At 53.7% G+C, this 14,009-nt stretch carries 11 protein-coding genes and 1 pseudogene; 10 read left to right on the top strand and 2 right to left on the bottom strand.

Going from position 1 to position 14,009, the window contains the following annotated elements; translation table 11 throughout:
* Window positions 1-138: 138 nt before the first annotated feature.
* Window positions 139-615, bottom strand: a complete 477-nt coding sequence (locus ACM67E_RS03850; RefSeq protein WP_416192294.1) for a pyridoxamine 5'-phosphate oxidase family protein — start codon at window positions 613-615, stop codon at window positions 139-141.
* Between the two features lie 365 nt (window positions 616-980).
* On the opposite strand from ACM67E_RS03850, the gene dnaQ reads away from it, so the two are divergent.
* The 9 genes and pseudogenes from dnaQ to hemE all read left to right on the top strand — a co-directional run bounded on the left by dnaQ (window position 981) and on the right by hemE (window position 9,247).
* A complete protein-coding gene (dnaQ, locus tag ACM67E_RS03855; protein WP_416192295.1) occupies window positions 981-1,706 on the top strand; it encodes a DNA polymerase III subunit epsilon in 726 nt (241 codons plus the stop codon).
* Complete coding sequence (gene ispD / locus ACM67E_RS03860; RefSeq protein ID WP_416192733.1) at window positions 1,703-2,386, top strand: 2-C-methyl-D-erythritol 4-phosphate cytidylyltransferase; 684 nt, start codon at window positions 1,703-1,705, stop codon at window positions 2,384-2,386. The genes dnaQ and ispD overlap by 4 nt, the downstream gene beginning before the upstream one ends.
* Window positions 2,387-2,470: 84 nt before the next feature.
* Complete coding sequence (gene ispF / locus ACM67E_RS03865) at window positions 2,471-2,959, top strand: 2-C-methyl-D-erythritol 2,4-cyclodiphosphate synthase (protein WP_416192296.1); 489 nt, start codon at window positions 2,471-2,473, stop codon at window positions 2,957-2,959.
* Between the two features lie 80 nt (window positions 2,960-3,039).
* The gene (gene rpiA, locus ACM67E_RS03870) at window positions 3,040-3,711 is read left to right on the top strand and encodes a ribose-5-phosphate isomerase RpiA (protein WP_416192297.1); all 672 of its coding nucleotides are present in this window, start codon (window positions 3,040-3,042) and stop codon (window positions 3,709-3,711) included.
* A 69-nt stretch (window positions 3,712-3,780) separates the two neighbouring features.
* Window positions 3,781-4,449 (top strand): thermonuclease family protein, encoded by a 669-nt coding sequence (locus tag ACM67E_RS03875; RefSeq protein WP_416192298.1) that lies wholly within the window; start codon window positions 3,781-3,783, stop codon window positions 4,447-4,449.
* 140 nt (window positions 4,450-4,589) lie between these two features.
* A pseudogene (locus tag ACM67E_RS03880) lies at window positions 4,590-5,291 on the top strand (uroporphyrinogen-III synthase); the annotation flags it as partial.
* Window positions 5,292-5,486: 195 nt separating this feature from the next.
* Window positions 5,487-6,803, top strand: a complete 1,317-nt coding sequence (locus ACM67E_RS03885) for a uroporphyrinogen-III C-methyltransferase (RefSeq protein WP_416192734.1) — start codon at window positions 5,487-5,489, stop codon at window positions 6,801-6,803.
* Window positions 6,800-8,023: a heme biosynthesis HemY N-terminal domain-containing protein gene (locus tag ACM67E_RS03890; protein WP_416192299.1), complete on the top strand. Its 1,224-nt coding sequence runs from the start codon at window positions 6,800-6,802 to the stop codon at window positions 8,021-8,023. The genes ACM67E_RS03885 and ACM67E_RS03890 overlap by 4 nt, the downstream gene beginning before the upstream one ends.
* Window positions 8,024-8,185: 162 nt before the next feature.
* Window positions 8,186-9,247: a uroporphyrinogen decarboxylase gene (hemE, locus tag ACM67E_RS03895; RefSeq protein WP_416192300.1), complete on the top strand. Its 1,062-nt coding sequence runs from the start codon at window positions 8,186-8,188 to the stop codon at window positions 9,245-9,247.
* A gap of 67 nt (window positions 9,248-9,314) precedes the next feature.
* Here hemE and ptrA read toward each other — a convergent pair whose 3' ends face one another.
* Window positions 9,315-12,257, bottom strand: a complete 2,943-nt coding sequence (gene ptrA, locus ACM67E_RS03900; RefSeq protein WP_416192301.1) for a pitrilysin — start codon at window positions 12,255-12,257, stop codon at window positions 9,315-9,317.
* 232 nt (window positions 12,258-12,489) lie between these two features.
* Between ptrA and cls the strand changes: the two genes are divergently transcribed.
* Entirely contained in the window at window positions 12,490-13,983 is a 1,494-nt protein-coding gene (gene cls, locus ACM67E_RS03905; RefSeq protein ID WP_416192302.1) for a cardiolipin synthase, read from the top strand.
* Window positions 13,984-14,009 lie beyond the last annotated feature (26 nt).

Below are 14,009 nucleotides of genomic sequence, written 5' to 3' on the forward strand. Positions count from 1 at the left end.
TCGAACGTACGGATATTTTCAGACGGCCTCATTGTACTTCAAACAGGCCGTCTGAAATATAGTGGGCATATACAAAAAAAATCGCCCCTTTAAAATGATTAAGGGGCGCAAAAGGAACACAAACCACTACCAAAACTGTTACGGGGCAAATTCTCCTAATTTATATGTTGCCGGATAAAGTGCTTTCATCAGGTCATGCGGTGAAAGCGATAAATTCTTGCTGCCTGTAGTCAGGCGGCCTTGCTGCGGGGTAAGTTCCAACAGGCAGGCAGGCACTGCTGCGGTATGTTTACTCTTGCTGCGTTCCAAGCGGCGTTGCAGCGCGCTGCTGACGCGGCGGTATAGATTGTCTTTCTGTTTTACTTCGCGGGTGCGGGCAATCCAGCTCAAACGCGCTTGCGAAACTTCATCTTCAATAAGAAGAATACCGGTATCGGACGGGTTTTCAGACGGCATGCACGGTAGTCCGACATAATAACGGCCATCTAACGTTACATACACGGCATCGTGAATTTCGCAGTCGTTGCAGCCTTGTACGGCCAGCAGCGAGCGGATGCTTTGTTGGTGCAGTCTCAGAATGTCGAGAGAGACTTGCTTGAAAATGCTTTCCGGCATGTGCTTCTCCTTTCTTTCTGCGGGTTGCGTTGTGTGTCTCGATGAGTTAGATTATACAGGTTTTTTCTGATTATACAAATGATAATTGTTTTTATTTGATGATTTGAATTTAAGTTTATGATTTTTATAAAAATTAATTTTATCCAATTTTTAAAAAGTTGACTGAATGACTCGGAAAATAGGAAGAATCAGGTTTGATGAAGCGTATTTTTAAAAAGTCATGTGTGCATGCGAAAGATATTCAGACGGCCTAAACCCGATTTGGAAATGTATCAAGGGGAAAGTCCCGTCTGTTTATCAAACCTGCAAACTATACTTTCATGCGTTCATTTAGTATGATTCGGGCAACGAAAAAAGGACAGCCCATGAGCAAACGCCAGATTATATTCGATACCGAAACCACCGGTTTTCTCGACGATCCGACCAACCGCATGATTGAGTTTGCCGGTGTCGAAATGATGAACCGCCAACTGACCGGCAATTATCTGCATCTTTATATCCATCCCGAGCGCGACATTCCTGAAGATGCGGTAAAGGTGCACGGTTTGACGCTGGAAGTATTGGAGGAAAAAAACGCGCCGGTGTTTGCGGCAGTGGGCAATCAGATTGCCGATTTTATCCGCGATGCCGAAATCATTGCCCACAATGCGCCGTTTGACGAAGGTTTTTTGAACCGTGAATTCGCCAAAATGGGTTTGCCAAACGTGCGCGAACTGGGTTGCCAAGTTACCGACACGCTGGCGATGGCGCGCGAAATGTTCCCGGGGCAGAAAAACAGTTTGGACGTATTGTGTAACCGTTTTTCCGTTGACCGCAGCAAGCGCGTGCTGCATGGTGCGCTGATTGACTGCGAATTGTTGGCCGATGTGTATTTGGCCATGACGCGTCAGCAATTCGATTTGATGGGCGGTGCCGGCGAAGATCATGCGGACGGGCAGGTTCAGGCCGATATTGTGCAGACCAAACGCAACGGCCGTCTGAAAGTGATTCGTGCCGATGAAAGCGAATCGGCGGCGCACGAACAGTATCTGGACGAGTTGGGCGATGAATGCGTTTGGCGCAAAGCCGCCGCAGCGGAGCAGCAGGCATGAAGCGCAATATCGCTTTGATTCCGGCGGCCGGTGTGGGCGCGCGTTTTGGCGCGGGCAAGCCGAAGCAGTATGTCGAAATCAATGGGAAAACCGTGTTGCAGCACACCGTCGGCATTTTCGAACGGCATCCGCAGATTGATTTTACCGCTGTGATTGTGTCTCCTGAAGACAATTTTTTTCAGACGGCCTCCGATAAAGTCGGCGTATTCAAAGTCGGTGGAGAAACGCGTGCCGAGACTGTGCGCAACGGTGTGAATATCCTGTTGCAGCAAGGTATCGCAGCGGAGACCGACAATATTCTGGTACACGACGCGGCGCGCTGCTGCCTGCCCGCCGAAGCCGTGAGCCGGTTGATTGACACCGCAGCCGATGCGGAGCAGGGCGGTATTTTGGCCGTGCCCGTTGCCGATACGCTGAAGCGCGCCGCTGAAGACGGCCGAATTGAAGAAACCGTTTCGCGCACAGGATTGTGGCAGGCGCAGACGCCGCAGCTTTTTCAGACGGCCTTATTGCAGCGGGCATTGTCTGTTGCGGATTTGGAGCGTGTAACCGATGAGGCTTCCGCCGTCGAAATGTTGGGCGTGAAACCGTTGCTGGTATCGGGCGATACGCGCAATTTGAAACTGACTTTGCCGCAGGACGAATTTATCGTGCGGCTGCTGCTGGCAAACCGGCCATGAACCATTCTGGCCGTCTGAAAATTTTCAGACGGCCTTTGAAAAGTCTATCTGTTTTAAACATACTATATAAATAGGAAACCAAGCATGAATATCCGTATCGGACAAGGTTATGACGTTCACCAATTGGTCGAAGGGCGCGATTTGATTCTCGGCGGTGTGAAGATTCCGTTTGAAAAAGGCTTGCTCGGCCATTCCGATGCCGATGCGCTGCTGCACGCGATTACCGACGCAATATTGGGGGCGGCGGCTTTGGGCGACATCGGCAAGCTGTTTCCCGATACGGCGGCGGAACACAAGGATGCCGACAGCCGTGTTTTGCTGCGCGAGGCTTATCGGGCGGTGCGGGCGCAGGGTTGGAAAGTGGTGAATGTGGACAGTACCGTCATCGCCCAGCAGCCGAAACTGCGTCTCCACATCGACGCCATGCGCGCCAACATCGCCGAAGATTTGGGCATTGATATTTCCTGCGTCAACGTAAAAGGCAAAACCAACGAAAAGCTCGGCTATCTCGGCCGCATGGAAGGGATTGAAGCGCAGGCCGCGGTATTGCTGGCGCGTATCGAAACTGATTAATAAGCCTGCAATGACGGCAGGCCGTCTGAAATGTTAGAATCAACTTATCCATTCCCAGTCTGCATTTACAGGAGAGCAACATGGCGACACAAGACGAATTGAAGCGCATTGCGGCGGAAAAAGCCGTTGAATTTGTGCCGGAAAACGAATACATCGGTATCGGCACCGGTTCGACCGTCAATTTCTTTATCGAAGCCTTGGGCAAAAGCGGCAAAAAAATCAAAGGCGCGGTATCGACTTCGAAGAAATCCAGCGAGCTGCTGGCGCAATACAGCATTCCGGAATTGTCGCTCAACGATGTACACCATTTGGCAGTGTATGTTGACGGTGCGGACGAAGTGAACCATATGCTGCAAATGATCAAAGGCGGCGGCGCGGCGCATTTAAACGAGAAAATCGTGGCCAGCGCGGCGGAAAAATTCGTCTGTATTGCCGACGAAAGCAAATATGTGTCGCGCTTGGGCAAGTTTCCGCTGCCGGTGGAAGTGGTTTCGAGCGCACGTTCGCTGGTGTCGCGCAAACTGCTGGCCATGGGCGGCCAGCCGGAACTGCGTATCGGCGTGACGACCTTCCACGGCAACCAAATCGTTGACGTACACGGCCTGAACATCGACCGTCCCGTGACGATGGAAGACGAAATCAACCAAATCGTCGGCGTGGTGGAAAACGGCATTTTCGGCCGCAACGCTGCGGACGTGCTGGTTTTGGGTACGCAGCAGGGCGCGAAAGTGATTTATCCGGGGCAGGAATAAACCCGAAGATGAGGCCGTCTGAAAATGTTTGCACTTTTCAGACGGCCTTAACGGTAACGGAATAACGAGATGTTGAAATGGTTGGCCTTGACGGCCGTATTGGCCGGAGGGTTCAGTTACGCCAGCGACAAAACCGATTGGGTTAAATTCGGCAGCGAAGTCGTCGAACGTGTGGCGCAGGGCGGCGGTTGGAAAAGCATCCTGCCCGATTTATACGAACTGGCGGGCATCGAACACGCGGAAAAAAGCAGGCAGGTCCGGCAAAAAAGCTATACCGGCCGCATCACGCGGATTTCCGACGGCGATACCGTCCACGTTACCGACGGTAACGGCAAAAAACACAAAATCCGCATGGCGCACATCGATGCGCCCGAACTGAACCAAGCCTATGGCACGCGCGCACGCGACCAATTGGTTGCCGCGGCCGATAATGCCAAGGTCAGGGTCAAGGTGTTCGAGCTCGACCGCTACGGGCGCGAAGTGGCGCAGGTGTTTGCAGGCGATACGGATTTGAATTTACAGCAAATCCGCGAAGGTGCGGCGTGGCATTATGAGTCGTATGCCAGAAAGCAGCAAAACAAGTTGGCCTTTGCCGAATACGCCGCTGCGCAAAAACAGGCTAAGAAAAACCGGAAAGGCCTGTGGCGCGGCAATAATCCGCAAGCTCCGTGGGATTGGCGCAAGCAGCAAAATGCCCGGCAAAATCACAGCGAACGAACCAAATGGTTCGGCTGGTGACGATGATTTTTCAGACGGCCTTTGCGCCGAGTTTTCCGAACAGGCCGTCTGAAAACCACAGTTTGCGAAATCCGAGCCAAATCGGCGGGTTGGATTTCACCGTTTTCTCAAGATTTATACAGATTAAAAAGGCCGTCTGAATGTCCATGCTATTAATCGTGCGCCCGGAGGCGAGGGTGCAACAAGACATTGCCGTATGCTGGCAGGCGGGCTGGGACGCCGTTGCGTTCAGCCCGATAGAAATCGAACCTGATTCTGCCGCTTTGTCAGGATTGGCGGAAATGTACCGGCAATGCGATGCGGTGTTTTGGGTCAGCCCGACCGCGATTGAAATCGCCGCACCGCACATCGATTTTTCAGATGGCCTGAAAGTGCAGATAACGGTCGGAGAAGCCAGCCGCCGCACCTTGGGTCGGTTTGCCGCGCAAGAAATTTTCAGTCCGGCCGACGGTAACGACAGCGAAGCGGTTTTGCGCTTGCCGGTTTGGCAGAACCTGCCGCCGAATGCCGAAATTCTGGTCATACGCGGCCACGGCGGGCGCAGCTTCCTTATCGAAAATTTACGCAGGCAAGGCTTCGGCGTGAAGGTTGCCGAAGTTTATTTCAGACGGCCTAAACAGTTGAATTGGCAGGATTTCCCCGTAGAGAAAGTGCGGGCGGTCTATATCACTTCGGCCGAACTCGTCAAAGCATTGTTCGGGCAGGTTCCGCCGCCGTTGGCGCAACGCTTCAAAACCTTGCTATACTTGACCCATCACGAGCGTGTGGCCGATGCTTTGCGGCAGGCCGGTGCGCAAAACATCCGATTGGTCGCCGCACTGGATGCCGCGGCTTTGTCCCATATCCCGAAGGGAGCCGATATGAGCGAAACCGAAGACAAACAGGCCGCCGGACCGAACCGGCACGACGGGCGTGTGATTGCGGTCAATGCCGAGGGCAAGGCGATGCCGTCTGAAAACGCCCAATCCGATTCCGCCAAGCCCGATCCGAAGCCTGCCGCCCAGGCAGCGGCCGAAAACCGAAATACAGGAAACACTATGTCAGACAATCAAAATACGCCGAAATCCTCCCCATCTTCCCAAACGCCCGCGCCGGTGGTGATTCAGCAGTCATCCGGCAAAGGCTTGGCCGCCGGTGCGCTGGTCTTGGCCTTGTTGGGCTTGGGTGCGAGCGGTTTCTTGTTTGTGCAGGGGCAGAATGTCCTGAAAAACCAAGAATTGGCGTTTACCCAAAAAATCGACAAAGCCGCTTTGGGCGAATCGGAAAACGCCGCTTTGCTGAAAGACAACATCAACCGCCAAACTGCGATTCAGGCCGAAATCGAACGTTTGGCCGGTGCGCAGAAAGCCAACGGCGACCAAATCGCATCAAACCAAAAAGCCTATCAGGAATTGGTAAAAGGCCGCGTCAACTGGTTGGTGGACGAATCCGAAGCCATGCTGAATCTGGCTGCGCAGCAATTGATGCTGTCGGGCAATGTGCCGGGCGCGGTGAGCGTATTGGAACACATCGACAGCCGCCTGAGCCGCTTCGACCAGCCTGAGCTTCTGCCGATTAAGCAGGCCGTCGGCGCAGATTTGGCGGGGCTGAAAAACCGTCCTTATGTCGATGTTTCCGGCACGGCTTTGCGCATTGACCGTTTGGAAACCGCCGTAGCGGGTTTGCCGCTGGTGGTTGACGGTACGCTGAAACCGGGTGCGGTGGAGCAGGTTCAGGACAATCCGCAGCTTTCCTGGTGGGAAAATGCATGGCAGAAATCACTCGGTGCGCTGAAAGGTTTGGTGGAAGTGCGTCAGTTGGAAAGCAACGATGCCATGCTGCTTTCGCCGGAGCAAATCTATTTCGTGCGCGAAAACCTGCGCCTGCATCTGCTGGATGCCCGAGCAGCCTTATTGCAACGCAACAGCGAAATCTACCAGAGCGATTTGAACAGCGTGGAAGCGGCGGTGAAGCAGTATTTCGACGGCAAATCACCCGCGACGCAGGCATGGCTTAAAGAACTGGCCGAACTGAAAACCTTGGATGTGCGCAACATCGGCAATGACGCATTGAAAAACAGTTTGGCAGCCGTGCGTGCTTACCAAGACGGCAACCGTGCCCGGGCGGCAGTAGCCGTGCCGCAAACCGCCGAACCTGAGGCTGCTTCCGAAGCGGCAGACATGCCGGCTTCCGCACCGGCATCTGCCCCTGCCGCCATGCCTGAAGCTCCTGCCTTGCCGTCTGAAAGCAGGGCATCTCAGCCGCAAGTTTCCGCACCGGCGGCACCTGCCGCGCCGGCAGTCCGGCCCGAACCTGCAAAACCTGCGCAACCTGCTCAGAAAGCACCGGCTGATGCGAAAGGGGAACAGGCATGAAAAGTGTGATTTGGATTGTGGTTTTGTTTGCCGTTGCCGTGGCTTTGGCCTTGGCATCGGGTATGTACAGCGGCAATGTGTATGTCGTGGTCGAGCAGACCATGCTGCGCATCAATCTGCATGCCTTTATCTTGGGGCTGATTGCCGCGGTGGTCGTGCTGTATCTGTTGGTCAGGTTTTTGGCCGGCGTTTTGAATATGCCGGGGCGTTTGCAGCGTTTCGGCGTGGCGCGCAAAGGCAGCCAGGCCGTTCACGCCTTAAACAGCGCGGGTTTGGCGTTTTTCGAGGGGCGTTTTGAGAAAGCGGAGTTGGAAGCGGCCAAAGTGTTGACCAACAAAGAGGCAGGCGACAACCGCACCTTGGCTCTGATGCTGGGCGCACACGCCGCCGACCAGATGGATAATTTGGAACTGCGCGACCGTTATTTGAACGACATCGGACTGCTGCCGAAGAAACAGCAATTGTCGCGCTATCTGCTGCTGGCCGAGTCGGCGTTGAGCCGCCGCGATTATCCGGCTGCCGAGGAAAACCTGAACGCCGCCGCGACAATCAATCCGAACCTGACCCGACTGGTGCGTCTGCAACTGCGTTATGCGTTTGATCACGGCAACGCCTTGGACGTGTTGAACAAGGCGGAAAAACTGGCCAAAGCCGGTGCGGTCAGCGATTACGAAGCAGAGCAATACCAAATGTGGGCATACCGCCGCCTGCTGGCGCTCGCTTCCGACCAAAACGGCCTGAAAGCCTGTTTGAAACGCATTCCGGAAAACCTGAAAGCCGGCGAACTCTGTATCGAGATTGCCGAAAAATACGAGCGTTTGGGGCTGTATGAGCAGGCGGTGAAGTGGGTGAACCAATATTATCCGCAAACGCAGCAGGTTGAATTATTGGAACCTTTTGTCGACAGCGTGCGCTATTTGAGCGACCGGGAGCAGCAAAAAGCCATCGATACCGCCGACTCGTGGCTGAAAGCGCGGCCGGACAATGCCCAATTGCTGATGTATCTGGGACAACTGGCCTACGGCAAACAGCTTTGGGGTAAAGCGCAGGGCTATCTGGAAGCCAGCCTGGCAGTCAAGCCGAGCGTGGCAGCTCATTTGGCTTTGGCCCGGGTATTCGACGAAACCAACCAGCCGCAAAAAGCCGATGCGCAGCGAAAATTGGTCTTGGAAAGCGTAGCGGAAAGCGAAGAAGCCTTACCGCCGGCCGTCAAAGTCTGAGCGTTGTGTTTCAAGGCCGTCTGAAATGTTCCAAACCGTTCGGAACCTGTTCAGACGGTCTTTTTGTGTTTACAATACGTTCATCATGCGCGATTCAGCAATACGCGTATTTCATTTTTCACGGCCGCCTTTTTCAGACGGCCTTATATTCGGAAAGCTGCCATGATTCCATTGCAAAACGATACTTTTCTCCGCGCCCTTCTCAAGCAACCCGTCGAATACACCCCGATTTGGATGATGCGCCAAGCGGGACGCTATTTGCCGGAATACAAAGCCACGCGCGCTAAAGCCGGCAGTTTTTTGGATTTGTGTAAAAACACCGAGCTGGCGACCGAAGTCACCATTCAGCCTTTGGAACGTTTCGATTTGGACGCGGCGATTCTGTTTTCCGATATTTTGACCGTCCCCGACGCGATGGGCTTGGGACTGTATTTTGCGGAAGGAGAGGGGCCTAAATTCGAGCGGCCGCTGCAACACGAAGCCGACATCGCCAAGCTGGAAGTGCCCGATATGGCCAAGCTGCAATATGTGTTTGACGCGGTAACGTCCATCCGCAAAGCACTCAACGGCCGCGTGCCGCTCATCGGTTTTTCCGGCAGCCCGTTCACGCTGGCCTGCTATATGGTAGAGGGCGGTAGCAGTAAAGAATTCCGCACCATCAAAACCATGATGTATTCGCGCCCCGACCTGCTGCATAAAATCCTGGAAACCAATGCCCGTGCGGTAACGGCTTATCTCAACGCCCAAATCGACGCCGGCGCGCAGGCGGTGCAGATTTTCGACACTTGGGGCGGCGTGTTGAGCGATGCTGCGTTTGAAGAGTTCAGCTTGAAATACATGCAGCAAATCGTGGCCGGTTTGAAACGCGAAAACGAAGGCCGTCGCGTACCGGTGATTGTGTTTGCAAAGGGCGGCGGTTTGTGGCTGGAAAAAATGGCCGCCATCGGAGCGGATGCGCTGGGTTTGGATTGGACGTGCAACATCGGCGAAGCGCGCCGCAGGGTAGGTGGCCAAGTGGCCTTGCAGGGCAATTTCGACCCGTTTGCCCTGTTCGGCACACCGCAAAGCATCCAAACCGAAGTGGCGCGTATTCTTGACGGTTACGGCCACGGCAGCGGCCATGTGTTCAATCTCGGCCACGGTATCAACCAACATGCCGATCCGGAACACGCCAAAATTTTGGTCGATACCGTACACGAACTGTCGCGGCAGTATCATAAATAAATAGTCGAATATTTATTCAAAGGCCGTCTGAAAGTTTCAGACGGCCTTTAGATTGCAAAGTCGGTTTTTAATATTCTTTAATCTCAAAGCTTTGCTGCAATTTGGCGATGCTGTCCACTTTTTCGTAGCCTTCGAATAATGCCGCATCGCTGTCTGTCGCTTTGGTTCCGAGCGCTTGCGAAGCAAAAACGAAGCCTTCGCGTTCCATCACTGCTTTGCGGTAGAAATCGAGCAGATCCTGCTTGGTCAGTTTTTCCGCCAAAGCCATGACTTTCTGCCGGGTGTCGAAATCATAATTGCCGTACATGAAATCACCGGAATAGCGTCCGGCTTCCTGATAGAGCGATTCGGGTGTGTGGCGCAGACGGATCAGCATATTGTTACGGTGGCGCGCCACGTCGTCTTCGCTCATGTTTTGCAGCTTCTGCCAGCTTTCCTCGAAAAAACGCTGGTTGTGGCGCATGATTTCAGACGGCACGGCATCGGCACTTTGTACGGAAAACTGTAAGCCCGCAGTCTTGCCAATGGTTACCATACCTTGGTTGACGCTGTATCCCAGCTGCTTGTCGGTGCGCAAATCATCAAAATACCAGCGGCTCAAAATGCGCGTCAGCAACGAAGCGCGCACGCGGCCTTCCAATCTGTCATAGCCTTTGGGTATGTAGATGATGCTTAAAGCGTTGTCTTCGTGCGGTACTTTCACTATGTGGCTGAGTTTGCGGTTTGATTCGTTTACATCGGGGTATTGGATGCGGTATACGCCTTGATTGGCGTTGGGCACGATTTTCTGTACGTCACGCACCAGATGCTTTACCTGTCTGTCGGAAAAATTGCCGAATGAAAACACGCGCAAACCGTTGATGTTGCGGGTGAGGCGGTCGCGCACGGCGGCCACGTCCTGCAAATCCACTTCCTTGGCGGTGGCGTAAACGTCTTCCCAATCCACGGCAGGATACCGTTCGAAATCATTAAATACAGCCAAGGCCTGCGCCAAACTGCCGGCTTTTTTCTGCGCTTCCAAACTGTCCAGCAAGCGTTTGCGTGCCTGTTCGAGTTGGTCGGCATTGAGCGGTGTTTGGGTGAAATGACGCAGATAATCGGTGGTCAGTTTGCCCAAATGCTGGGCGTAGCCGCTGCTGTTGAGCACAAAACCGGTTTCGGTCGGTGCAATGCCTGCCGACATGCCCGCTATTTGCGCTTGATAGGTAAGTTGGCTTTGCGACAAATCGTTCATATAGCCCAAAGCCAGGGCGGCCACACCGAGCCTGAGGTCGGGACGGGCAGGCGTGACGGTAAACAGCATAGTGGTCATTGCTTCGGCATTGTCGGGAAAATGCTGCGAAGGCATGTGGAATACTTTCAAGCCTTTCTTATCGTGCAAGGCTTTCGGATGATCGCGTTTGACGCCTTGGGCATTGGCGGAAAAGTCATCGGCGAAATAAGGGTTGCGCTGCGGCAAGGCCAGTTTCGGGTTGCCGCTGAAATCCAGCCAGCGTGCTTTTTGCTGCGGCGAAATCGGTTCGATGTCGTAAACGGCGCCGAAATAGGGCGTGGTGTGCTGCGAAGGGTTGAGGCCGTCTGAAACTTCCGTCAGACGCATGTTGTCGGGTGTCATGCCGTTGAGTTTTTCCATGACCGCGGTTTTGTCCAGACCATCGGCAACGAAACCGGCATCAATGATGTTGGCCAGCGGGTAACGCAGCATGGTTTCGGCCAACGAGGCGGCGTAGGACGTGCTTTTCGGTACATCCGTATTTTGGAACGACTGCTTCAGGCTTTCGCGGATTTCCTGATAATACGCCTCGTCGATGCCGGATTGCTTGATGAGTTCGATTTGCTGGAAAATCATGGAGATGATGCGGTCGCGCTGCTGCCAGCCTTTTTCGGTCAAGGCCAAGGTAAGGGTAAACGCGCTTTCATTGCCGCCGTTATTGTCGGTAGGTAAGGCAAGTAGGCCGCTGTCGGAGAGGCCGTTTTTAATCAGGTAGTCGCTGAGCGTGCCGGCGGTATTGTTGGTGAACAGATAAGCCAGATAGGGGCCGGTTTTGGCGCGGAACAAATGTTCTTCGTTTTTCGGATAACCGAATGATAAGGCAATGGATTTTTCGGGTTGGAGCGGTTTGTAGCGGATGATGACGCTTTTGTCCTGAGTCCGGTAAAGCGGCGCATCGATTTTCGGTTCGGTCACTTTTTTATTGGGCATGCTGCCCAAGGTATCGGCGGCGAGCCGGACCAATTTTTCCATCGGTTGGTTGGAATACAGCACGGCTTTGAACAAATTGGCCGAATAATATCGGCGGTGGAACTCCACCAGTTCATCGTGCAGTTTGCTGCCGGGTTTGTCGCGCAGGCTGTCGCGGCTGCCGTGGAGGAATTTGGCACTCGGATGCGCGGGATTGACGGTATCGCGGCCGATGCTGGCCATCAGCGCGGCATCGCTGGCTTTGGCGCGCACCAATTCGGCATTGACGGCATTCAGCTCTTTTTTGGAATGTTCGGGCGACAAAATCGGAAAGGCGAGGGCATCGGCCATTCGCGCGACGGCTTCGTCGAAAGCATCATGGTTGACTTGGAAATGATAGGCGGTGTGCATGAGATGGGTGGAGGCGTTGGTGCCGCCGCCGTTTTTCTGCAAAAACGCCATCAAGCCGTCAACTTCGGGATAGCGCTTTGAACCCATAAAAATCATGTGTTCCAAATAATGTGCCATGCCTTTCTGGTTTACCGGGTCGTCTTTGGAGCCGATGGGTAAAGCCGCGGCCATGATGGATTTGTTGGCATCGGGATCCGAAATCAGCAAGACGGTCATGCCGTTGGCCAATTCGACGGCGCGGTATCCGGCTTTGTCTTTCGGTGCTTTGTTGATGGGCTGATTAATAAACCGGTAGGGGGTAATGGGGATGTAAGAGGCCGTCTGAACAGTATCGGCAGCGGGTGCATTCGGGGTGGCAATAACCAAAAATGCCGTGAAAACAGCGGTGTAAACAGTACGCAACGCAAATCGCTCCATAATTTCTCCTGATGATGGTTTGAGCCATTTTGAGGTTTCAGACGGCCTTTGTCTCCATCAGCCGGCAAAGGCCGTCTGAAAAATCATCATCCGTCAAACCGTATCGCAGGCAGTATAACAAAACTTTACCGGCTTGATAATGTTTATCAATTCTTTGTTTTCAGACGGCCTAAACACGGTTTTCAGAGCCGATTCGCGTATAATCGCGTTATCTTGATTTCGTGAACCGCACATGAATTTCTTCAAAGACATCACGTGGACGGAAATTTTCGTCTTCATCCATACCGCAGCCGCATTGGCCTGTATGCTGCGCGTGCTGTACAAACAAAAAAACATCGGCTCGACTTTTGCCTGGCTGATTATTCTGTTTCTGTTCCCTTTGTTCGGCACCGTCATCTATATCCTAATCGGCGAACCGCGCTTAGGCACCGCCCGCGCCAAGCGCAGCGGCGAGATGAACCGTTTTTACGGCGAGTTTGCCGATAAATACCTGCATGATGTTTATCTCGACATCCGCGGCCAAATGAAACCGCATCTTCACGGCATCAGCCAAGTGGCGGCGCACACGACCGGATTGGGGGCGACGCAGAGCAATGCCATGACCTTGCTTTCCACCACCGACACCATCATCGGCACCATGATTAACGACATCGGACAAGCGGAAACATCGGTGATGATGGCGTTTTACATCATTGATGCGCAGGGGCGGATTGAAAAGCTGCTGGAGGCGGTGATGGATGCGGCGCAGCGCGGTGTCGATTGCGTGATTTTGGCCGACGGCGTGGGCAGCCGCGATTTCTTAAACAGCTACTGGGTCGGGCGTTTGCGCCAGGCCGGAGTGGAAGTCGAATGCGCGTTGCCGGTGGGCTTGCTTAAAACCTTCTTCACCCGCACCGATTTGCGCAACCACCGCAAAATTTTGGTGGTGGACGGCAAAATCGGTTATACCGGCAGCTTCAATCTGGTGGATCCGGGTTATTTCAAACAGGATTCCGGCGTGGGCGAGTGGATTGACGTCATGATGCGCTGCACGGGGCCGATGGTGTTGGAAATGGCGGCGGTGTTTTTTGCCGATTTGGCGGTGGAGGACGATGAAAACCTGCAAGGCATCCAGCAATACCTGAAGCAGAATGAAGACCGGATTCCGCAAATGCTGCCCGATAAAATGAAACAGGGCAATATCGTTGCGCAAGTGATTCCTTCCGCGCCCGAGCAGAGCAGTCATGTGATTTACGAAACCATTGTCAGCGCGATTTATGCGGCCACTTATCAAATCACCATTACCACGCCGTATTTCGTGCCTGACGAACCACTGCTGCTGGCATTGACTTCCGCCGCCAAGCGGGGCGTGGACGTCACGCTGATTGTGCCGGCCAAGGTGGATTCGGTCATGGTGCATTACGCTTCGCGTGCCTATTACCCGATGCTGCTGGAATCGGGCGTGAAGCTGGCTTTGTTTCGCGGCGGCCTGCTGCACGCCAAAACCATGACGGTTGACGACAATTACGCGCTGTTCGGCACGGTCAATATGGATATGCGCAGCTTTTTCCTGAATCTGGAAATCAGCCTGGCCATTTACGACCAAGGCATGACGCAGAAAATTTACGGTTTGCAGCAAGACTATTTGGCCGACAGCCAATACATTACCGCCGGAGAATGGCAGCAGCGTTCGAAATGGTGGGTGTTGATTGAAAACGTGGTGCGGCTGATGAGTCCGCTTTTATAATCAGCAAAAGGCCGTCTGAAAATTTT

Origin of the sequence: Neisseria sp. CCUG12390, from assembly GCF_047837985.1 — a bacterium.
Lineage (GTDB): Bacteria > Pseudomonadota > Gammaproteobacteria > Burkholderiales > Neisseriaceae > Neisseria.

Bases quoted from the DNA above. Each gene is read 5' to 3' on its own strand.
- ACM67E_RS03850 (WP_416192294.1), bottom strand. From the start codon at position 615: ATGCCGGAAAGCATTTTCAAGCAAGTCTCTCTCGACATTCTGAGACTG.
- dnaQ (WP_416192295.1), top strand. From the start codon at position 981: ATGAGCAAACGCCAGATTATATTCGATACCGAAACCACCGGTTTTCTC.
- ispD (WP_416192733.1), top strand. From the start codon at position 1,703: ATGAAGCGCAATATCGCTTTGATTCCGGCGGCCGGTGTGGGCGCGCGT.
- ispF (WP_416192296.1), top strand. From the start codon at position 2,471: ATGAATATCCGTATCGGACAAGGTTATGACGTTCACCAATTGGTCGAA.
- rpiA (WP_416192297.1), top strand. From the start codon at position 3,040: ATGGCGACACAAGACGAATTGAAGCGCATTGCGGCGGAAAAAGCCGTT.
- ACM67E_RS03875 (WP_416192298.1), top strand. From the start codon at position 3,781: ATGTTGAAATGGTTGGCCTTGACGGCCGTATTGGCCGGAGGGTTCAGT.
- ACM67E_RS03885 (WP_416192734.1), top strand. From the start codon at position 5,487: ATGTCAGACAATCAAAATACGCCGAAATCCTCCCCATCTTCCCAAACG.
- ACM67E_RS03890 (WP_416192299.1), top strand. From the start codon at position 6,800: ATGAAAAGTGTGATTTGGATTGTGGTTTTGTTTGCCGTTGCCGTGGCT.
- hemE (WP_416192300.1), top strand. From the start codon at position 8,186: ATGATTCCATTGCAAAACGATACTTTTCTCCGCGCCCTTCTCAAGCAA.
- ptrA (WP_416192301.1), bottom strand. From the start codon at position 12,257: ATGGAGCGATTTGCGTTGCGTACTGTTTACACCGCTGTTTTCACGGCA.
- cls (WP_416192302.1), top strand. From the start codon at position 12,490: ATGAATTTCTTCAAAGACATCACGTGGACGGAAATTTTCGTCTTCATC.